The following is a 20,225-nucleotide window of genomic DNA, read 5'->3' as shown; positions in this document are numbered from 1 at the left end:
CCCCCCCCCCCCCCCCCCCCCCCCCCCCCCCCCCCCCCCCCCCCCCCCCCCCCCCCCCCCCCCCCCCCCCCCCCCCCCCCCCCCCCCCCCCCGGGGGCCCGTCAGAGCTTGGAGCCGTGTTCACCCACCACAGTCTTGGAGTGTCATGTCCCGTCGCCTGTTCACCTCGGAATCCGTGACCGAGGGGCACCCCGACAAGATCGCCGACCAGATCAGCGACACGGTCCTCGACGCGCTGCTGCGTCAGGACCCCGCCTCGCGCGTCGCGGTCGAAACCCTGATCACCACCGGTCAGGTGCACATCGCGGGCGAGGTGACCACCTCCGCCTACGCCGACATCGCCACGCTGGTGCGGCAGAAGATCCTCGCGATCGGCTACGACTCCTCCGCCAAGGGCTTCGACGGCGGCTCCTGCGGTGTGTCGGTGTCCATCGGCGCGCAGTCCCCGGACATCGCGCAGGGCGTAGACACCGCCTACGAGTCCCGGGTCGAGGGCGACGAGGACGAGCTGGACAAGCAGGGCGCGGGCGACCAGGGCCTGATGTTCGGTTACGCGACCAACGAGACGCCCACCCTGATGCCGCTGCCGATCGAGCTGGCCCACCGCCTCTCCCGCCGGCTGACCGAGGTCCGCAAGGACGGCACCGTCCCCTACCTGCGCCCCGACGGCAAGACCCAGGTGACCATCGAGTACCTGGGCAACCGCCCGGTCCGCCTGGACACGGTCGTGGTCTCCTCGCAGCACGCGAGCGACATCGACCTGGACGGGCTGCTCACCCCCGACATCCGCCAGCACGTCGTCGAGCCCGTCCTGACGCAGCTCGCCGACGACGGCATCAAGCTCGAGACCGAGGACTACCGCCTGCTGGTGAACCCGACCGGACGCTTCGAGATCGGCGGCCCGATGGGCGACGCCGGCCTCACCGGCCGCAAGATCATCATCGACACCTACGGCGGCATGGCCCGCCACGGCGGCGGCGCCTTCTCCGGCAAGGACCCGTCCAAGGTGGACCGTTCGGCGGCGTACGCGATGCGCTGGGTGGCCAAGAACGTCGTCGCGGCCGGCCTCGCCGAGCGCTGCGAGGTGCAGGTGGCGTACGCGATCGGCAAGGCCGAGCCGGTGGGCCTCTTCGTCGAGACGTTCGGCACCAACACGGTCGCCGTCGAGAAGATCGAGGAAGCCATCAACTCCGTCTTCGACCTGCGTCCGGCCGCTATCATCCGCGACCTGGACCTGCTGCGCCCGATCTACTCCCAGACCGCTGCCTACGGCCACTTCGGCCGTGAGCTGCCGGACTTCACCTGGGAGCGGACCGACCGTGCCGACGCCCTGCGCAAGGCTGCCTCGGCGAGCTGACGGCACGCCGTCGCCGGGCACAGTCCCGGCGCAACAGCCGGCGGGGAGCGGCGGCGCCCCCGTCCCGCCGCTCCCCGCTGATTTCCCGCAAGCCCGTCGTTCCCTCCGCCGACACCGGGCCCGGATCGTCCCGACCCGAGATTCAAGGAGAACGTGCTGTGCGTATCGCCGTGACCGGATCGATCGCGACCGACCACCTGATGGTGTTTCCCGGTCGCTTCGCCGAGCAGCTGATCAAGGACCAGCTGGAGCGGGTCTCCCTGTCGTTCCTCGCCGACCGGCTCGAGGTGCACCGGGGCGGCGTCGCCGCCAACATCGCCTTCGGCCTGGGCCTGTTGGGTCTCGACCCGGTCCTGGTCGGCGCCGCGGGTCTGGACTTCGCCGAGTACGACGCCTGGCTCCGGTCGAACGGCGTCGACACGTCCGCGGTGCGGGTCAGCGAGACCCTGCACACCGCGCGCTTCGTGTGCACCACCGACGAGGACCAGAACCAGATCGCCACCTTCTACGCCGGGGCCATGGCCGAGGCGCCCCGCATCGACCTGGCCGCGACCGCCGAGCGCACCGGCCGGTTCGCGCTCGTCCTGGTCGGCGCCGACGACCCCGCCGCCATGCTGCGGCACACCGCCACCGCCCACCGCCTCGGCATCCCCGTCGCGGCCGACCCCTCCCAGCAGCTGGCCCGCCTCGACCGCGAGCAGGCCCGCCAACTGGTGGACGGGGCGACGTGGCTGTTCACCAACGAGTACGAGGCCGCCCTGCTGCTCGAGCGCACCGGCTGGAGCGAGGAGGACCTCCTGGGCCGGGTCGGCACCTGGATCACCACGCTGGGCGCGGAGGGCGTGGCACTGGCCCGCACCGACGCCCCCCGGCTGCATGTCCCGGCCGTGCCCACGGACAAGATCGCCGACCCGACAGGTGCCGGTGACGCCTTCCGCGCCGGCTTCCTCGCGGGCCTCGCCTGGGAGTTGCCGCCGGAGCAGGCCGCCCGGCTCGGCTGCGCCCTGGCCACCACCGTCCTGGAATCGGTCGGCACCCAGGAGTACAAACTGCTCGCCGCCGACCTGGTCGCCCGCATCGAGCAGACGTACGGCGACGACGCGGCCCGCACCGTCGAACCCCTCCTGGCAGGTGGGTCGTGAGCACCGCTCGGCCGATGTTCTCCTTCGAGTTCTTCCCGCCGAAGACGGCCAGGGGAGAGCAGACGCTGTGGGAGGCGATCCGCCGGATCGAGCCACTCAGGCCGGACTTCGTGTCCGTCACCTACGGCGCCGGCGGCTCCTCGCGGGACCGGACGGTGGCGGTCACCCGGAGCATCGCCGCCGAGACGACCCTGCGCCCCGTCGCCCATCTGACCGCGGTCGGCCACTCGGTGGCCGAACTGCGCCACATCATCGGTCAGTACGCGGACGCGGGCATCCGCGACGTACTGGCGCTGCGCGGCGACCCGCCGGGCGACCCGAAGGGCACCTGGACGGCGCACCCCCGGGGCTTCCGCTACGCGTACGAACTGGTCGAACTGGTCCGATCGCTGGGCGACTTCAGGATCGGGGTGGCCGCGTTCCCCGAGATGCACCCGCGTTCGGCGGACTGGGACTCCGACATCCGGCACTTCGTCGCCAAGTGCAAGGCGGGCGCCGACTACGCCATCACGCAGATGTTCTTCCACGTGGAGGACTATCTGCGGCTGCGTGACCGGGTGGCCGCGGCCGGCTGCGACGTCCCGATCATCCCGGAGATCATGCCGGCCACCGACCACCGGCAGATCGCCCGCTTCGCCGAACTCTCCGACGCGGCATTCCCCGAGGAGCTAGCCGGGCGCCTGTACGCGGCCCGGAACGATCCCGGGGACGGGCACCGCATCGGCGTCGAGTACGCCACCGCCATGGCCGAACGCCTTCTCGCCGAGGGCGCCCCCGGCCTGCACTACATCACCCTCAACAAGTCCACGGCGGCTCTGGACATCCACCGCGACGTGCTCAGCCGGACCGGCACGAGGGTCCTCAACGCCTGCTGAATCAAACTTGCTTCTTCGGGCGCTCTTGCTTCGGACCCGCCGACCGTGTCACGATTTGAGCACGCCTCCCCTGCCCGAAAATTGCCGGGGTTCCACGAACCCTGATCGAGACGGGCAGATCGATCTCCGAGGCTGCCGACGACTTCGGCATTCACCCGGGCCCGTGCCCACCACCTCTCTGCCCGTGATTCGGGCTGTCAGAGCCCTGTCCTTCTCAGGCCGGGCTCGCGTGCCCGCACCGGGACGCAAAGCCAAGATGGACTCTTTGGAGCAATGATGTCGGGAACAGTCGATGTGGCGAGTGTCTACACCGCCATTGAAAAGTCCGCCGGCCTGCTGGACGTGAGCGTCTCGCGTGACAAGGTATGGCCCATCCTGACCGCGTTCGAGGACCAGCTCTCGCAGGCGGTGATCGCTTTCCGGGTGGCCACCAACGCGCGCCACGAGGGGGAGTTCGACGCTCGCTTCACTCTTCCCGGGGATGTCGATCCGTACGCCGTCGCCCTGTCGCAGGGCCTGATCGCGAAGACGGACCACCCCGTCGGCGCCCTGCTCTCGGACATCCAGCAGCTCTGCCCCATCGACAGCTACGGCGTCGACTTCGGAGTCGTCGCCGGGTTCAAGAAGATCTGGGTGTACTTCCCGGGGGGAGAGCACGAGACCCTGGCCCGGCTCACCGGACTCCCGTCGATGCCGCGGAGCCTGGCCGAGAACGTCGACTTCTTCACCCGCTACGGCCTGGCCGAGAAGGTGGACGTGATCGGGATCGACTACGGCAGCCGCACGATGAACGTGTACTTCGCGGCACCTGTGGAGTGCTTCCAGCGGGAGACCGTCCTGGCGATGCACCGCGACATCGGCCTGCCCAGCCCGAGTGAGCAGATGTTCAACTTCTGCGAGAAGTCGTTCGGGCTCTACACCACCCTGAACTGGGACTCTCCGAAGATCGAGCGGATCTCCTACGGTGTGAAGACCGAGGATCCGATGGCCTTCTTCGCCCGGCTCGGCACCAAGGTCGAGCACTTCGTGAAGAGTGTTCCGTACGGCGTCGACGACCCCAAGATGGTGTACGCCGCCGTGACGTCCACCGGCGAGGAGTACTACAAGCTGCAGTCGTACTACCGCTGGCGCTCCGTCAGTCGTTTGAACACCGCTTACATCGCCGCACGCGACAAGGAATCCGCATAATCGCGGAACCGCTTCACGCCCTCAGAGAATCCCGCCAACAGGCGGGATTCTCTGTTTTGTGTACGAGAGGTGAGCGCAATGAAGAGTCAGACGAACTCGGCAACCTCATACTCGACCGATCCCGACGAACACGCCGGTCCGGCTTTCCAGTTCAGTCGAATGGAGAGCATCCTTCGCGGACACCCCCTTCGCGACGTGACGGTGGACGGTGTCGACGCCGTCTTCGTCAAGGATCCGGTCCTGGTGCGCAGGATATTGGTGACCGACAGCAAGAACTACGGAAAGGGTGAACTCTTCCGTAAGGCGAGGAACCTCAGCCGGGTGGGGATGCTCTCGGAAGACGAAGCCATGCACCGGCACTACCGGCGCCTGGCGAACCCGTACCTGCGGTCGACGAAGGTCGACGAATACGTGCCGACCATGCGTGACATCGTTCGCGATGTGGTGTCCGCGTGGCGCGCCGGGGACGCGGTGGACGTCCAGTCCGAGATGTGCCGGATCTCCTGTGCGATCGCTGTCGGCACGCTCATCACCGGGCTGCCGGCCGAGACGACGGAGGCGCTGAGCGAGCGTCTCTCCCGGTTGGCCTGGGAAATGATCAGGAAGCCGCTGTACGGACAGTCAGCGGCGCGAGCGGCCCGGCCGGGCGCGTCCAAGCGGCTGTCCGAGGCACGCAAGGACTTCCGGGACCTGCTTGCGACGTGCATCGCCGATCTCCTGGACTCTCCCGAATCCACGGCCGGCTACCTCTCGGCCCTCCTGACGGACTCCGATGCCAAGGGGAACCGCGTCCTGACGGCGGACGAGGTGTGCGAGGAGGCGGTCATGATGCTGACCGCGGCCACGGTCACCACGGCTTCCGTCATGTCATGGGCTCTGTACGTCCTCTCCAGGGAGCCCCTGGTCGAGGAGAGGCTCCTCAAGGACCTGACACAGAAGCGCAACGGAAGCGCCGGCCACGACGACCAGGACGCGCACGGCTACACCCTCCGGTTCCTGATGGAGATCCTGCGCCTCTATCCGCCGGTGTGGATCTCGTGCCGGAAGACCCTGTCCGATGTCAGGCTCGGCGACCACTCGCTCCCTTCGGGCACCAACGTGGTCTTCAGTTCGTACCTGCTGCACCGGGACCCCGAGCGCTATCCGCGTCCGCACCGGTTCGATCCCGACCGGTGGCTCTCCCTGCAGCCCAGCAAGGTCGACGCCTCCTACATTCCCTTCGGAATCGGATCGAAGGGGTGCATCGGGGAGCCGTTCGCGTGGCAGGAGCTGGAAGTCATCCTCGACGTGGTGACGCAGGAGTGGAAGCTGAGCACCGAACCCCACAGCCATGTGCGCACGGCGCCGGAGACCACGCTCCATCCCCGCCGCCTGCTCATGGTCCCCCAGCCGCGGTAACCGGTGACGGCCTGCTGCAGGCCGCCGGACACCCGTGGGGCTCCACGCCGGTCCACATCCGGTCTTTCACCAAGCGCACCGGGCGGCGTCCGACGTCGTGCGTGTGGCCTCGCTCGTGGGGTTGCACACCTACGGCCCTGGCGCTCCGCATCGGCGCCGACCGTGACGTCGACGGCGGCTTTTCCGTTTTCTTCCTGAATCGCTGGACGATGCGATCTTACCGCAGAAAGACAAGGGGAGTTGAGTGCGTTGACTCTGCCGACCTCAGCGGAGGGGGTGTCAGAAAACCGCCGGGCTCGTTCCGTCGGCATCGGTCGCGCCCACGCCAAAGCCATTCTGCTCGGGGAGCACGCCGTCGTGTACGGCGCTCCGGCGCTCGCTCTTCCCATTCCGCAACTGACGGTCACGGCGAGCGCCGGATGGTCCTACCGCGGTGCCGACGGACTGGGCGACGTGTCCTTCACGATGACCGGTTCCCCGTCGCGGCCGATGGTCACGCAGGCCTCCGACGGCCTGCGCCGGCTGATCACCGAGTTCACGGCGACCATGGGCGTGGACGACAGCCCGCACCTCGATGTGATCATCGACGGTGCGATCCCGCACGGCCGGGGGCTCGGATCCAGCGCGGCCTGCGCACGCGCGGTCGTCCACGCCCTCGCGGATCTCCACGGCCGTGACGTCACGGAGAGCGAGACGTTCGACCTGGTGCAGACGGCCGAGAACGTGGCGCACGGCCGCTCCAGCGGCGTCGACGCGCGGGCCGTCGGCGCGTCCGCCCCGCTGCTGTTCCAGGCGGGCGAGGTCAAGGAACTGAGCATCGGCTGCGACGGCCTGTTCATCATCGCGGACAGCGGCGTCGTGGGCCGTACCAAGGACGCGGTGGAACTGCTGCGTGAGGGGTTCCAGCGGCACGACGGAGCGCAGGAGAGGTTCGTGCGCCGCGCGTCGCGGCTGACCGAAGAGGCCCGGCAGGCCCTGGCCGCCGGCAAGCCGGAGGAACTCGGCTCGCGGCTGACGGACTACCACGACCTGCTGCGGGCGGCCGGACTCAGCACCAAGGGCATCGACGCCCTCGTCGAGGCCGCGCTCGCGGGCGGCGGCCTCGGAGCCAAGATCACCGGCGGTGGCCTGGGGGGCTGCGTCATCGCCCTGTCCCGACCGGAGCAGGCCCGGGAGGTCACCCAGCAGCTCCACGAAGCCGGCGCCGTGCAGACGTGGGTCGTACCGCTGAGAGGGCTTGCCAAGAATGCACTCTGAACACCCGACCACCCTGGTCCGCGCGCAGGAGCGGGGCACCGCCGGACGTGCCACCGCCGTCGCGCACCCGAACATCGCGCTGATCAAGTACTGGGGCAAACGAGACGAACAGCTCGTCCTGCCCCGTGTCGACAGCCTGTCGATGACCCTGGACATCTTCCCGACGACCACTGACGTCCGCCTCGCCCCCGAGGCCGAGCACGACGAGGTGACCCTCAACGGCCGGCCCGCCGAGGGCGACGCGCTGCGCCGCGTCGTCGCCTTCCTGGACCTGGTGCGGGAGCGGGCCGGGCTTGCCCACAGGGCCGTCGTGGACACCGAGAACACGGTCCCCACCGGAGCGGGCCTCGCCTCCTCCGCGAGCGGGTTCGCCGCGCTCGCCGTCGCCGCCGCGGCCGCGTACGGGCTCGACCTCGACGCCACCGCCCTGTCGCGGCTGGCCCGGCGTGGCTCCGGGTCCGCGTCCCGGTCCGTCTTCGGCGGCTTCGCGATGTGGCACGCCGGCCTGGACTCCGGCACCGCGGCGGAAGCCGACCTCAGCTCCTATGCCGAGCCGGTGCCCGCCGGGGCCCTCGACCCGGCACTGGTGATCGCCGTGGTCAACGCGGGCCCGAAGACCGTGTCCAGCCGGGCGGCCATGCGGCGGACCGTCGACACCTCCCCGCTGTACGAGCCGTGGGCCGTCTCCAGCAAGGACGACCTGACCGAGATGCGCGCGGCGCTGCTCGCCGGCGACATCGAAGCGGTCGGGGAGATCGCGGAGCGCAATGCGCTCGGCATGCACGCGACGATGCTCGCGGCACGTCCGGCGGTGCGCTACCTGTCGCCGGCCACGCTCACCGTCCTCGACAGCGTGCTCCAGCTCCGCAAGGACGGCATCGCGGCCTACGCCACCATGGACGCCGGACCCAACGTCAAGGTGCTGTGCCGCCGCGCGGACGCCGACCGGATCGCCGAGACCGTGCGCGGCGCCGTCACGGACGGCTCGGTGCTCGTCGCCGAGCCGGGGCCGGGCGCCCGCCTGCTGCACGGGGACGGTCGATGACCCGTCAGCGAACCGTCGTCCGGCGCGCGCCGGGCAAGCTGTTCGTCGCGGGGGAGTACGCGGTGGTCGACCCCGGCAACCCGGCGATCCTCGTCGCGGTCGACCGCTACATCACCGTCACCGTGACCGCCTTCGCCGACGCGGACGTCGAGATCTCCTCCGACCTCGGCCCGCGCGGCGTGCGCCGTCAGTGGCGGGACGGCCGGCTCGGCCCGTACGGCACGGACGACGAGCCGGGGACGCGGGCGGGGCTCGCCCACGTGACGTCCGCCGTCGAGACCGTGGCCCGGCTGCTGACCGAACGGGGTTCCCCCGTACCGGCCTTCAGCGTGTCGGTGGAGAGCGGCCTGCACGACAACGGCACCAAGTACGGCCTGGGCTCCAGCGGCGCGGTGACCGTGGCGACCGTGGCCGCGGTCGCCGCGTTCTGCGGCCTCACCCTGTCCCGCGAGGAGCGGTTCCGGCTGGCCCTGCTCGCCACCGCCGAGATCGATCCCAGGGGCTCCGGCGGCGACCTGGCCGCCAGCACCTGGGGCGGCTGGATCGGCTACCGGGCGCCCGACCGGGTCGCCGTGCTCGACCTCGCCCGCGGCCGCGGCGTCCAGGAGGCACTCCGCGCGCCCTGGCCCGGGTTCGCGGTGCGCCGGCTGCCGGAGCCGGAGGGACTCTCGCTGGAGGTCGGCTGGACCGGAAGCCCGGCCTCCACCGCGACCCTCGTGTCCGACCTGCACCGGCGTCCCTGGCGCGGCACCGCCTCGCACCAGAAGTTCGTCCGGACCACCACCGACTGTGTGCGCGAAGCGATCGCCGCACTGGAGCGAGGAGACGCACCGGAGCTGCTGGACCAGATCCGGCGGGCCCGGCGGGAGCTGGCTCGACTGGATGACGAGGTCGGCCTGGGAGTCTTCACACCCCGGCTGACGGCGCTGTGCGAGGCCGCCGAAGCCCTCGGTGGTGCGGCCAAGCCCTCCGGGGCGGGCGGCGGCGACTGCGGTATCGCGCTGCTGGACGCCGAAGCCTCGCGGGACATCGCCCAATTGCGTGAACGGTGGGCATCGGCCGGGGTGGTGCCCCTGCCGATCCGTCCCGCCGCGGAAGGGAACGAGGAATGATCGCTCAACGCAAGGACGACCACGTCCGGCTCGCTGTCGAGCAACAGGAGCAGCACAGCGGACGCAACCAGTTCGACGAGGTGTCGTTCGTCCACCACGCCCTGGCCGGCCTCGACCGGCCGGACGTCTCACTGGCCACCACCTTCGCCGGCATCTCCTGGCCGGTGCCGCTGTACATCAACGCGATGACCGGCGGCAGCGAGAAGACCGGCATCATCAACCGGGACCTGGCCATCGCCGCCCGCGAGACCGGCGTACCCATCGCCTCCGGGTCCATGAGCGCCTACTTCAAGGACCCGGACTGCGCCGGCACGTTCAGCGTGCTGCGCGAGAAGAACCCGGACGGGTTCGTCATGGCCAACCTCAACGCGACGGCCTCGGTGGAGAAGGCGCAGCGGGCCATCGAACTGGTACGGGCCGACGCCCTGCAGATCCACATCAACACGGCACAGGAAACGCCCATGCCGGAGGGCGACCGGTCGTTCTCCTCCTGGGTCCCGCAGATCGAGAAGATCGCCGCCTCCGTCGACATCCCCGTGATCGTCAAGGAGGTCGGCAACGGGCTGAGCCGGGAAACCGTTCTGCTGCTGCAGAAGCTGGGCGTGCAGGTGGCGGACGTCGGCGGCCGCGGCGGCACGGACTTCGCCCGCATCGAGAACGGCCGGCGGGAGATCGCCGACTACGGCTACCTCCACGACTGGGGACAGTCCACCGCCGCCTGCCTTCTGGACACGCAGGACGTCGGCATCCCCGTCCTCGCCTCCGGCGGCGTGCGCAACCCGCTGGACGTCGCCCGCGCCCTGGCACTCGGCGCCTCCGGAGTCGGCGCTTCGGGGAAGTTCCTGCGCACGCTCCTGGACGGCGGCGTCGACGCGCTGATCGCGCTGCTGTCGGCCTGGCTCGACCAGCTGGCCGCGCTCCAGACCATGCTCGGGGCGCGCACCCCCGCCGACCTGACGCGCTGCGACCTGCTGATCCGCGGCGAGCTGCGCGACTTCTGCACCGACCGGGGCATCGACACGCGTCCGTTCGCCCGGCGTTCCAGCACCTTCGACGTTCCGCACGAGACGACGGGAAGCACACGATGACTGAGGCACACGCGATCGCCGGCGTCCCGATGAGGTGGGTGGGCCCCCTGCGCATCTCGGGGAACGTCGCCACCACGGAGACCCCGGTCCCGCTCGCCACCTACGAGTCGCCGCTGTGGCCCTCCGTGGGCCGCGGCGCGAAGGTCTCGATGCTCGCCGAGAAGGGCATCGTCGCCACCCTCGTGGACGAGCGGATGACCCGCTCGGTGCTGGTCGAGGCGGTCGACGCGCAGACCGCGCTGACGGCCGCGCGGACCATCGACGCCCGCATCGGCGAGCTGCGCGAGGTGGTGCGCACCTGCAGCCGGTTCGCCGAGCTGATCAACATCCGGCACGAGATCAACGCCAACCTGCTCTTCATCCGGTTCGAGTTCTCCACCGGCGACGCCTCCGGTCACAACATGGCGACCCTCGCCTCCGACGTGCTCCTCAAGCACCTGCTGGAGACGATCCCGGGCATCTCCTACGGATCGATCTCCGGCAACTACTGCACGGACAAGAAGGCGACCGCGATCAACGGCATCCTCGGCCGCGGCAAGAACGTGGTCACCGAGCTGCTCGTGCCGCGCGACGTGGTCGAGGGCGTCCTGCACACCACGGCCGCCAAGATCGTCGAGCTGAACATCCGCAAGAACATGCTCGGCACCCTGCTCGCCGGCGGCATCCGCTCGGCCAACGCCCACTTCGCGAACATGCTGCTCGGCTTCTACCTGGCCACCGGCCAGGACGCCGCCAACATCGTCGAGGGCTCCCAGGGCGTCGTCATGGCCGAGGACCGCGACGGCGACCTCTACTTCGCCTGCACGCTGCCCAACCTCATCGTGGGCACCGTCGGCAACGGCAAGGGTCTCGGATTCGTGGAGACCAACCTCGCCCGGCTCGGCTGCCGGGAAGAGCGCGAACCCGGCGAGAACGCCCGCCGGCTCGCCGTCATCGCGGCGGCGACGGTGCTGTGCGGTGAACTCTCCCTCCTGGCGGCCCAGACGAACCCGGGCGAACTCATGCGTGCACACGTCCAGCTGGAACGCGACAACAAGACCGCAAAGGTTGGTGTTTAGGGAAATGGCCAACGATTCCGCCATAGGAATTCACGATCTGTCGTTCGCGACGACCGAGTTCGTCCTGCCCCACACGGTCCTCGCCGAGCACAACGGCACCGATGTCGGCAAGTACCACAAAGGCATCGGCCAGCAGTCGATGAGCGTGCCCGCCGCCGACGAGGACATCGTGACCATCGCCGCGGCCGCCGCCGCGCCCATCATCGAGCGGCACGGCAGCGACGGGATCCGGACGATCATCTTCGCGACCGAGTCCTCGATCGACCAGGCGAAGTCGGCCGGCATCTACGTCCATTCGCTGCTCGGGCTGCCTTCGGCGACCCGGGTCGTGGAACTCAAGCAGGCCTGTTACGGGGCGACGGCCGCCCTGCAGTTCGCCATCGGCCTGGTGCGCCGCGACCCGGCCCAGCGGGTTCTCGTGATCGCCAGCGACGTCTCCAAGTACGAGCTGGACAGCCCGGGAGAGGCCACCCAGGGCGCCGCCGCCGTGGCCATGCTGGTCGGCACCGACCCCGCGCTGGTGCGCATCGAGGACCCGTCGGGCGTGTTCACCGCCGACGTCATGGACTTCTGGCGGCCGAACTACCGGGACGCCGCCCTGGTCGACGGGCAGGAGTCCATCAGCGCGTATCTGCTGGCGGTCGAGGGCAGCTGGAAGGACTACACGGAGCAGGGCGGGCGCGCGCTCGACGAGTTCGCCGCGTTCTGCTACCACCAGCCCTTCACCAAGATGGCCTACAAGGCCCACCGCCAGCTGCTGAACTACTGCGGCTCCGACATCGACGAGGACCGCGTCACCCGTGACCTCGGGCTGACCACGGCCTACAACAAGGTCATCGGCAACAGCTACACCGCCTCGGTGTACCTGGGTCTGGCCGCTCTGCTCGACCAGGCGGACGACCTGACCGACCAGGCCATCGGCTTCCTGAGCTACGGCTCCGGCAGCGTCGCCGAGTTCTTCGCCGGAACCGTCGTCCCCGGCTACCGGGAACACCTGCGCACCGAGGCCCACCGCGAGGCGATCGACCGGCGCGAGCCCGTCGACTACGCCCGCTACCGCGAGCTGCACGAGCGCTCCTTCCCGGCCGACGGCGGCGACCACCCCACCCCGGCCGAGACCACGGGCCCCTTCCGGCTGGCGGCCCTGCGCGGCCACAAGCGCATCTACGAGACGCGCTAGCCCCCACACGTCAGGTACGTGCACGTCAACGCCTGCACGTCAGCACCATGCACAGGCCGACGCGGTTCATCGACATGCGCAGGCCAACGCGGTCAAGCACGACGACGAGGACCAGCCGATCGCTGGTGTCGTTGATCGCCCTCATCCACAGTGCCCTGCCGGCGGGGCCGGTGCCCAGCGCACCGGCCCGAGCCCTGGGCACTGCTCACCGCGCCAGGGGCGCCCACCGGTGGTCCGACCCGGGACCCGCCGGCCGCAGCCCCTGTGCGCGGATCCGGTTTCCTGCCGGCAACGGCCGCTCCTTCGCGGCCGTTCGCACAGTCAGTTCAAGACCACCTGAGGGGAAGACAGGCGCATGACCGAAGTCGGGGTCCTCGGTACGGGTGCATATGTACCGGATCGAGTTGTCTCCAATGACGAAGTCGGAGCGGCGGCGGGGGTCGATGACGCCTGGGTCATCCGAAAGACCGCGATCCGGGAGCGCCGCTGGGCCGCGCCTGAGCAGGCCACGTCGGACCTGGCCGCGGCCGCGGGGCGGGCCGCCCTGCGGTCGGCCGGCGTCACCGCCGACCAGCTGTCCGTGATCGTCGTCGCCACCTCCACACCCGACCGGCCGCAGCCGCCCACCGCCGCCTATGTGCAGCAGCTGCTCGGCGCCGTGGACGCGGCCGCTTTCGACGTCAACGCAGTCTGCTCCGGCGAGGTGTTCGCGCTCGCCGCGGTCGAGGGGATCCTCGCCAGGCGGGGCGGCCACGCGCTGGTCATCGGCGCCGACGTGTACTCGCGCATCCTGAACCCGGCCGACCGCAGGACCGTCGTCCTGTTCGGTGACGGCGCCGGCGCGATGGTCCTGGGCCTGGACCGGGGAGCGCGTATCCGCAATGTCACCGCGCACACCTTCGGTGAGCTGTCGGGCCTGATCGAGGTGCCCGCCGGCGGCAGCCGGCTGCCCGCCGACCCGGCCGCCCTGGACGCCGGCCTGCAGTACTTCACCATGGACGGCCGGGCGGTACGCGGCTTCGTCGAGGACCGCCTGCCACTCCTGACCAAGCAGTTCCTCGACGAGAGCGGCGTCGGTCCCGACGACATCAGCCACTTCGTCCCGCACCAGGCCAACGGCGTCATGCTCGACACCGTCTTCGCGGGACTGGCCCTGTCCCGGGCCACCATGCACCTCTCGCTGACGCACTACGGCAATACGGGAGCCGCCTCCATCCCGATCACCATGGCCGAAGCCGCCCGCACGGGCGCGTTCCGACCCGGTGACCTGATCCTCATGGCCGGTTTCGGCGGAGGCATGGCGGCGGGATTCGCGCTGGTCGAGTGGTGAGGTCTTCGCCCGCTTGACGCCTTGTGAGCCGCCCGGCGCGGCAACCGCCGCCCTTGCTGTGTTTCTCGACATCGGCAGAAACAGGAACCATGACAACGAGACATTGCACTGTGGGCGTCATAGGCAGCGGCCCGCGCGGGCTCTCGGTGGTCGAACGACTCTGCGCCAACGCCCGCTCGCAGCCCGAGGGCAGCACGGTCCGCATCCACGTGATCGACCCCTACCCGCCCGGCTCCGGCAAGGTGTGGCGCACCGATCAGTCCCGCCAGCTCCTCATGAACACCGTCGCCGGACAGATATCGGTGTTCACCGACGCCTCCGTGGACCTGCAGGGTCCCCTGGAACCGGGGCCGAGCCTGCACGAGTGGGCCGTGGCGCTCGTCGCGGGCCGGTTCGGCGACGGCCGTCCGGCCCACGTCCTCGAGGAGGCCCGCACGCTGGGGCCCGACACCTATCCGACCCGGGCGTTCTACGGCTGGTACCTGCAGTGGGCGTACCAGCGCGCCATCGAGGGCGCGCCCGCCGGGCTGACGGTCACCACGCACGCCTCCCTCGCGGTCGCCCTGGACGACGATCCGGACGCAGGGGACGGAGCCCTGCAGCGGGTGGTGCTCGACGACGGAACCGTGCTCGCGGGCCTGGACGCCGTGATCCTGTGCCAGGGGCATCTGCCGGCCCGCGCGCACACCGCCGAGCGGGAGTTCGCCTCCCGGGTACGCGAGGCGGGACTGACGTACATCGCGCCGGCCAACCCCGCAGACGTCGACCTGGACGTGCTGGCGCCGGGCACCAAGGTGCTGCTGCGCGGGCTGGGACTCAACTTCTTCGACTACATGGCCGAACTCACCGTCGGCCGCGGCGGCTCCTTCGCCCGGCTCGGCGGGCTGCTCGTCTACCGCCCCTGCGGGCGGGAGCCGCGGATCTACGCGGGGTCCCGGCGGGGCATCCCGTACCAGGCCCGGGGCGAGAACGAGAAGGGCCCGCACGGGCGTCACGAGCCGGTTCTGCTCACCGCCGAGCGCATCGCGGAGCTGCGCCGCACCCACGAGCACTCCGGGCTCGACTTCAGGAAGGACCTGTGGCCGCTGATCTCCCAGGAGGTCGAGGCCGTCTACTACCGGACGCTGTTCACGTCACGCGGACACATCTCCAGGGCGCAGCAGCTCCATGACGACTTCCTGGCGGCCGGACCGGGGGAGCGGGAGAAGGACGCCGTCCTCTCGGCGTACGGCATCGGCGAGAAGTACCGATGGGACTGGGAACTGATCGCCCGCCCGTACCGGGACCGGGAGTTCACCGGCTCCTGGGACTTCACCGACTGGCTCCTCGACCACCTGCGCAAGGACGTCTCCGAAGCCAGGTCCGGCAATGTCAGCGGCCCCCTCAAGGCCGCACTCGACGTCCTGCGGGACCTGCGCAACGAGATCCGCCTCGCGGTCGACCACGGCGGGCTGCACGGTGATTCGTACCGCGCCGACCTGGACAACTGGTACACCCCGCTCAACGCCTTCCTCTCGATCGGACCGCCCGCGCGACGCGTCGAGGAGATGATCGCCCTGATCGAGGCCGGCGTGCTGAAGGTGGTCGGACCCGACCTGCGGGTCGCGGCCGACGACACCGGATACACCGTCGGTTCACCGCTCGTGCCCGGTTCCGAGGTCCGGGTGGACGCGCTGGTCGAGGCACGCCTGCCCGACATCACGCTGAGCCGCACGGACGATCCGCTGCTGCGCCATCTGCTGGACACCGGACAGTGCGCCGCCTACCGCATCCGCACGCGGTCCGGCGGCAGGTACGAGAGCGACGGACTGGCCGTCACCGAGCGGCCCTTCCGCCTGATCGACGCGGAGGGACGGGCGCATCCGCGCCGCTTCGCGTTCGGCGTGCCCACGGAGTCGGTGCACTGGGTGACGGCCGCGGGCATCCGGCCCGGCGTCAACTCGGTGACCCTCACCGACTCCGACGCCATCGCCCGGGCCGCCCTCGACTGCGGCGGCGAGGGCGGACGGGCCGGGACCGGCACGGTGGGGACCGCGGCCACCCACGGCGGGCCGGCCGCGGGCGCGACGGAAGCTCACACAGGACAAGGACTCACCCATGCCCACTGACACCACCCTCACCGCGGATGCGGGGGCCGGCCTGGTGCCGGAGCCGGCGGACCCCGGTCTGCTGTCACCGGTCTGGGCGGCCACCCCTGTCCTGGCCGCGGTCTCCGACGGGGCGTGGCTGCAGGCCATGCTGGACGCCGAAGCGGCCCTGAGCCGGGCGCAGGCCCGGCTCGGCACGGTCCCCGAGTCCGCCGCACGGGTCATCACCGAGGCCGCGCGGGCCGACCGTCTCGACCTGGTCGCCCTGTCCCGGCAGGCGCGTGAGTCCGCCAACCCGGTGGTGGCGCTGGTGCGGGAGTTCACCGCGCTGGTGGCGAGCCGGGACACGGATGCGGCCCGCCATGTGCACCGCGGTTCGACCAGCCAGGACATCCTCGACACGGCGACCGTCCTGGTCGCCGGCCGGGCCCTGCGGCTGGTCCGCGCCGACCTGCGACGCGCCGAGGAAGCGCTGGCGGAACTCGCCCGGGAACACCGGGACACCCTGATCGCGGGCCGGACCCTCGCCCTGCACGCGGTGCCCACGACCTTCGGGCTCAAGGCCGCGGGCTGGCGCCATCTCGTCCTGGACGCGGCACAGAAGCTCGACGCGCTGACCGCCGGGGGGCTTCCCGTCCAACTCGGCGGCGCCGCAGGAACCCTGGCCGGCTACCTCGCGTTCGCGCCGGAAGCCGACCCGGCCGGCTACGTCCAGGAACTCACGGAGGCGTTCGCGGCCGAACTGGGGCTGTCCGCCCCCCTCGTGCCCTGGCATGTGCTGCGCACGCCCGTGGTGGACGTGGCCACGTCCACCGCGTTCCTGTGCGGAGCCCTCGGCAAGATCGCCGTCGACGTGCTGTCCCTGACCCGGACCGAGGTCGGCGAGGTGCACGAACCGGCGCCCAGCGGCCGGGGCGCCTCCTCGGCGATGCCGCACAAGCGCAACCCCGTGCTGGCGACGGCCATCAGATCCGCCGCCCTGCAGGCGCCGCAGCTCGCCGCGACCGTGCTGGGCTGTCTGCCGAGCGAGGACGAGCGGTCCGCCGGCGCCTGGCACGCCGAATGGGAGCCGCTGCGCGCCCTGTTGCGGCTGGCCGGAGGCGCGGCGCACCAAGCGGTCGAACTCGTCTCCCAGCTGGCGGTGGACCCGCGGCGCATGCGCGCCAACACCCGGATCACCGGGGGACAGATCGTCTCCGAGCGCATCGCCGTCGTCCTCGCCCCGTTGCTCGGCAAGGCCCAGGCCCGCGATCTGCTGAACGAGGCGTCCGCCCGCTCGGCGCGCACCGGCGAGCCGCTGGCCGAGGTCCTGCGGCAGGACAGCCGGGCGTCGGCCGTTCTCACCGACGCCCGGCTGACCGACCTGTTCGAGCCGGAGGCGTACACCGGGGCCGCGGGCCCGCTGACGGACCGCGCGCTGTCCCGGTCACTGCCCTAGAAGGAAGGGCGGCAAGCAGTGAGCGTCGGGTGCCCGTCACCGGCTCCCGACGCTCACAAAGGCCGCTGTCACCACCGCAGGTGCCCCGCCGACCTGCGCGAATGTCACGGCCACCACGATCTGCGGCTCCTGCTCAACCCCGTCGTCGCAGTGCGATCTGGGTCAGTTCGTCTATGTCGAACTCGGACCGGCCCGGCGATCCGTAGCGGGTGATCTTTCCGCGGCTCACCCACTTGCGGATCGTCGCTTCGGACACACCCGCGGCCAGGGCGGCCACGTTGGTGGGCACCAGCCGGTGGCGTGGCGGTTTCCTCAGGCGGTGACGGTCTTCCGTTGCCGTTCCATGAGCGGTCGCAGAGTGATCCATTCGTGCATTTCCCAGGTGTGGCCCGACGAACACCGGATGCTTCTCCTGTCTGTGTTCCCGCTGCGCTGGGGCGATGTGTTGATCGTCCCCGTGCAGTTGTCGACTACACACTGCCAGTCGAGCATATGAACTTCACTCGGGTCTGGGTCGATGGTGCGCAGCAGCTCCAGCCGCAGGCCGTCGATTTCGTCAGCGAAATCAGCCGCCGGAGGCTGGGCGGAGAGCCACTCCAGGTTCAGCAGCAGAAAGTCCGTCAAGTGGGGAACCGAGCGTGTGGGGGCGACTTTTCCGAGTTCGTCGGCAACGAACTCCGACCATGACTCGAGAATGGTGAGGATGTTGTGCCGGGCGTCGAGCGCGGACATGTTGAGGTGATCCCTGCTCCGGCTCCCGGACACCCGCGTCTGGTGCATTCGCCGGGATACCGGCGCTATGTGGTGCAGACTCTCCTGGTAGAGACCGGGAAGCGCACGCAGGTTGCCCTCCAGTTGCCGGATGCACGAGGCGCAGAGGGCCTCGGTCGCCTCGCCGGGTTCCTGAGCGCGGGATTTGGGGCAGGCGTGAAACTCCATTCAATCTCCTTCATGAGATGGCTTGTCCGGCCATGAGCGGGCCCGGGAGAGAGGGAGAGCCGGTACGTCGGATCCCACGTCGAAATCACTGGAAGACTCCACGGCTGTGATCGGACGGTCCGAGTCGGGGAATTATCGGCGCATGATTCACATCCGGCCCTGCGGGCAGCGTCCCTTATTCAACGGATACAGCGCGTCATGTCCATTCCATACCCCCCGACGCTGCCCGGACGTAACTATGGGTGCACAGGGAGGTTTCCACGGGGCCGTTGAGGGTGTCAACGTTCACCATTCGCAGTCCATCGGCACTAAAGGGGAACTCTAGATTCGCCCTGCGCAGGTGCCGTCGCCCACGGTCGGGCGCGTACCCGGCCAAGGCCATGACGGCCTGGTCGGACGGCATCCGAGCCCTCCCACTCAAGTGCCCCTACATCTAAACCCGAGGAGATACGTGTGACTTCGGACTTGACCACCGACACCGGCCAGGAGGCCGCCGACCTCGCGCGCCGTACCAGCACCGAGCTGCTGCAGCGCGTCGAGGACCGGCTGCGTTCCCTTCTCGCGGCCGAGCGCGACGCGTGGACCGGAGTGGACGAACGTGCGACCGTCCCCATCGACGCGCTGTCCGAGCTGATCGCCTCCGGCGGCAAGCGGATCCGGCCCGCTTTCTGCATCGCCGGCTATCTCGCCGCCGGCGGCGACCCCGACGACCCCGGGATCGTGGCGGCCGGCGCGGCCGTGGAGATGCTGCACCTGTCCGCCCTCATCCACGACGACGTCCTGGACGACTCCAGCCAGCGGCGCGGCCTGCCGACGGTCCACGCGAAGTACCTGGCGCTGCACGGCAGCGCCGGGTGGCAGGGTGAGTCACGCCGCTACGGCGAGGGCGTGGCCATCCTCGTCGGCGACCTCGCGCTCGTGTACTCCGGGGAGCTGATGTCCGAGGCACCGAGGTCGGCGCTGCCGGAGTGGAACAAGCTGCGCTCCGAAGTGATGATCGGCCAGTACATGGACGTCCACGCGGCCGCCGAGTTCTCGGTCGACCCCCGGCTCTCCCGTCTGATCGCCAAGATCAAGTCCGGCCGTTACACCATCCACCGGCCGTTGGTGGTCGGCGCGAACGCGGCGGGCCGCAATGATCTCGCTCCTGCCTTCGAGGAGTACGGCGAGGCGGTGGGGGAGGCGTTCCAGCTCCGGGACGACCTGCTGGACGCCTTCGGTGACTCCGCGGACACCGGCAAGCCCACCGGCCTCGACTTCACCCAGCACAAGATGACGCTGCTGCTGGGCTGGGCGATGCAGCGCGACGAGCGCATCCACAGCCTGATCACGGAGCCGGGCCACACGCCCGACGAGGTGCGCCGGCGCCTCGTGGACACCGGCGTGCCCGCCGACGTCGAAAAGCACATCGACAGCCTCGTCGAGCGGGGCTGCAAGGCCATCGCCGACGCGCCCGTCGACCAGGTGTGGCGCAGCGAACTGACGAACATGGCCAGGCGAGTCGCCTACCGCAAGGCGTGAGCCCGACCTGAGACCGCAGAACCCGGAGGGCGGCACATCCGACGCCCTCTTTCTCGAAGCGGGGGGGGGGGGGGGGGGGGGGGGGGGGGGTTTTTTTTTTTTTTTTTTTTTTTTTTTTTTTTCTTTGCCCCCCCCCCCCCCCCCCCCCCCCCCCCCCCCCCACCCGCGCCCCCACAGGGGTCGGCGCGCAGTCTTGTCCCACCACACCCC

General features: G+C 70.3%; 17 protein-coding genes. 15 read left to right on the top strand and 2 right to left on the bottom strand.

What is annotated here, in order from left to right:
- Window positions 1-145 precede the first annotated feature (145 nt).
- The 14 genes from metK (at window position 146) to ACZ5CW_RS19690 (ending at window position 17,555) form a co-directional block, all read left to right on the top strand.
- Window positions 146-1,357 carry a methionine adenosyltransferase gene (gene metK, locus ACZ5CW_RS19755; RefSeq protein ID WP_468602957.1) on the top strand — a complete coding sequence of 404 codons (1,212 nt, stop codon included), beginning with the start codon at window positions 146-148 and terminating at the stop codon, window positions 1,355-1,357.
- A 158-nt stretch (window positions 1,358-1,515) separates the two neighbouring features.
- The gene (locus ACZ5CW_RS19750; protein WP_468602955.1) at window positions 1,516-2,499 is read left to right on the top strand and encodes a carbohydrate kinase family protein; all 984 of its coding nucleotides are present in this window, start codon (window positions 1,516-1,518) and stop codon (window positions 2,497-2,499) included.
- A 14-nt stretch (window positions 2,500-2,513) separates the two neighbouring features.
- Entirely contained in the window at window positions 2,514-3,374 is an 861-nt protein-coding gene (metF, locus tag ACZ5CW_RS19745; protein WP_468602976.1) for a methylenetetrahydrofolate reductase [NAD(P)H], read from the top strand.
- Window positions 3,375-3,668: 294 nt separating this feature from the next.
- A complete protein-coding gene (locus ACZ5CW_RS19740; RefSeq protein WP_468602953.1) occupies window positions 3,669-4,562 on the top strand; it encodes an aromatic prenyltransferase in 894 nt (297 codons plus the stop codon).
- Window positions 4,563-4,721: 159 nt separating this feature from the next.
- Window positions 4,722-5,960 carry a cytochrome P450 gene (locus ACZ5CW_RS19735; RefSeq protein WP_468602951.1) on the top strand — a complete coding sequence of 413 codons (1,239 nt, stop codon included), beginning with the start codon at window positions 4,722-4,724 and terminating at the stop codon, window positions 5,958-5,960.
- 276 nt (window positions 5,961-6,236) lie between these two features.
- A complete protein-coding gene (gene mvk, locus ACZ5CW_RS19730; protein ID WP_468602949.1) occupies window positions 6,237-7,217 on the top strand; it encodes a mevalonate kinase in 981 nt (326 codons plus the stop codon).
- On the top strand, window positions 7,207-8,262 hold the full coding sequence (gene mvaD / locus ACZ5CW_RS19725; RefSeq protein ID WP_468602947.1) for a diphosphomevalonate decarboxylase: 1,056 nt from the start codon (window positions 7,207-7,209) through the stop codon (window positions 8,260-8,262). Before mvk ends, mvaD begins: the two co-directional genes overlap by 11 nt.
- Entirely contained in the window at window positions 8,259-9,374 is a 1,116-nt protein-coding gene (locus ACZ5CW_RS19720) for a phosphomevalonate kinase (protein WP_468602945.1), read from the top strand. The genes mvaD and ACZ5CW_RS19720 overlap by 4 nt, the downstream gene beginning before the upstream one ends.
- Window positions 9,371-10,462 (top strand): type 2 isopentenyl-diphosphate Delta-isomerase, encoded by a 1,092-nt coding sequence (gene fni, locus ACZ5CW_RS19715; RefSeq protein WP_468602943.1) that lies wholly within the window; start codon window positions 9,371-9,373, stop codon window positions 10,460-10,462. The genes ACZ5CW_RS19720 and fni overlap by 4 nt, the downstream gene beginning before the upstream one ends.
- Window positions 10,459-11,520, top strand: a complete 1,062-nt coding sequence (locus ACZ5CW_RS19710; RefSeq protein WP_468602941.1) for a hydroxymethylglutaryl-CoA reductase — start codon at window positions 10,459-10,461, stop codon at window positions 11,518-11,520. Before fni ends, ACZ5CW_RS19710 begins: the two co-directional genes overlap by 4 nt.
- A 4-nt stretch (window positions 11,521-11,524) precedes the next feature.
- Window positions 11,525-12,700: a hydroxymethylglutaryl-CoA synthase gene (locus ACZ5CW_RS19705; RefSeq protein WP_468602939.1), complete on the top strand. Its 1,176-nt coding sequence runs from the start codon at window positions 11,525-11,527 to the stop codon at window positions 12,698-12,700.
- A 355-nt stretch (window positions 12,701-13,055) separates the two neighbouring features.
- Window positions 13,056-14,030, top strand: a complete 975-nt coding sequence (locus tag ACZ5CW_RS19700) for a 3-oxoacyl-ACP synthase III family protein (protein WP_468602937.1) — start codon at window positions 13,056-13,058, stop codon at window positions 14,028-14,030.
- Between the two features lie 89 nt (window positions 14,031-14,119).
- On the top strand, window positions 14,120-16,138 hold the full coding sequence (locus ACZ5CW_RS19695; protein WP_468602935.1) for an FAD/NAD(P)-binding protein: 2,019 nt from the start codon (window positions 14,120-14,122) through the stop codon (window positions 16,136-16,138).
- The gene (locus ACZ5CW_RS19690; protein WP_468602933.1) at window positions 16,128-17,555 is read left to right on the top strand and encodes a nitrosuccinate lyase; all 1,428 of its coding nucleotides are present in this window, start codon (window positions 16,128-16,130) and stop codon (window positions 17,553-17,555) included. Before ACZ5CW_RS19695 ends, ACZ5CW_RS19690 begins: the two co-directional genes overlap by 11 nt.
- A 133-nt stretch (window positions 17,556-17,688) precedes the next feature.
- On the opposite strand, the gene ACZ5CW_RS19685 is transcribed toward ACZ5CW_RS19690, so the two are convergent.
- Both ACZ5CW_RS19685 and ACZ5CW_RS19680 read right to left on the bottom strand, forming a co-directional pair.
- Window positions 17,689-17,844 (bottom strand): hypothetical protein, encoded by a 156-nt coding sequence (locus ACZ5CW_RS19685; protein WP_468602931.1) that lies wholly within the window; start codon window positions 17,842-17,844, stop codon window positions 17,689-17,691.
- 23 nt (window positions 17,845-17,867) lie between these two features.
- Complete coding sequence (locus ACZ5CW_RS19680; RefSeq protein WP_468602930.1) at window positions 17,868-18,494, bottom strand: hypothetical protein; 627 nt, start codon at window positions 18,492-18,494, stop codon at window positions 17,868-17,870.
- 453 nt (window positions 18,495-18,947) lie between these two features.
- On the opposite strand from ACZ5CW_RS19680, the gene ACZ5CW_RS19675 reads away from it, so the two are divergent.
- Window positions 18,948-20,015 (top strand): polyprenyl synthetase family protein, encoded by a 1,068-nt coding sequence (locus ACZ5CW_RS19675; protein ID WP_468602928.1) that lies wholly within the window; start codon window positions 18,948-18,950, stop codon window positions 20,013-20,015.
- The last annotated feature ends 210 nt before the right edge of the window (window positions 20,016-20,225 follow it).

Source organism: Streptomyces sp. NPDC031379, assembly GCF_055569615.1.
The sequence above is the reverse complement of the archived record's forward strand: the minus strand, read 5'-3'. Positions and strand labels throughout refer to the sequence as shown.

Coding starts and splice junctions, on each gene's coding strand:
- mvaD (WP_468602947.1), top strand. CDS start 7,207: ATGCACTCTGAACACCCGACCACCCTGGTCCGCGCGCAGGAGCGGGGC.
- ACZ5CW_RS19705 (WP_468602939.1), top strand. CDS start 11,525: ATGGCCAACGATTCCGCCATAGGAATTCACGATCTGTCGTTCGCGACG.
- ACZ5CW_RS19735 (WP_468602951.1), top strand. CDS start 4,722: ATGGAGAGCATCCTTCGCGGACACCCCCTTCGCGACGTGACGGTGGAC.
- fni (WP_468602943.1), top strand. CDS start 9,371: ATGATCGCTCAACGCAAGGACGACCACGTCCGGCTCGCTGTCGAGCAA.
- ACZ5CW_RS19690 (WP_468602933.1), top strand. CDS start 16,128: ATGCCCACTGACACCACCCTCACCGCGGATGCGGGGGCCGGCCTGGTG.
- ACZ5CW_RS19710 (WP_468602941.1), top strand. CDS start 10,459: ATGACTGAGGCACACGCGATCGCCGGCGTCCCGATGAGGTGGGTGGGC.
- metK (WP_468602957.1), top strand. CDS start 146: ATGTCCCGTCGCCTGTTCACCTCGGAATCCGTGACCGAGGGGCACCCC.
- ACZ5CW_RS19680 (WP_468602930.1), bottom strand. CDS start 18,494: ATGGAGTTTCACGCCTGCCCCAAATCCCGCGCTCAGGAACCCGGCGAG.
- ACZ5CW_RS19720 (WP_468602945.1), top strand. CDS start 8,259: ATGACCCGTCAGCGAACCGTCGTCCGGCGCGCGCCGGGCAAGCTGTTC.
- ACZ5CW_RS19695 (WP_468602935.1), top strand. CDS start 14,120: ATGACAACGAGACATTGCACTGTGGGCGTCATAGGCAGCGGCCCGCGC.
- ACZ5CW_RS19700 (WP_468602937.1), top strand. CDS start 13,056: ATGACCGAAGTCGGGGTCCTCGGTACGGGTGCATATGTACCGGATCGA.
- metF (WP_468602976.1), top strand. CDS start 2,514: ATGTTCTCCTTCGAGTTCTTCCCGCCGAAGACGGCCAGGGGAGAGCAG.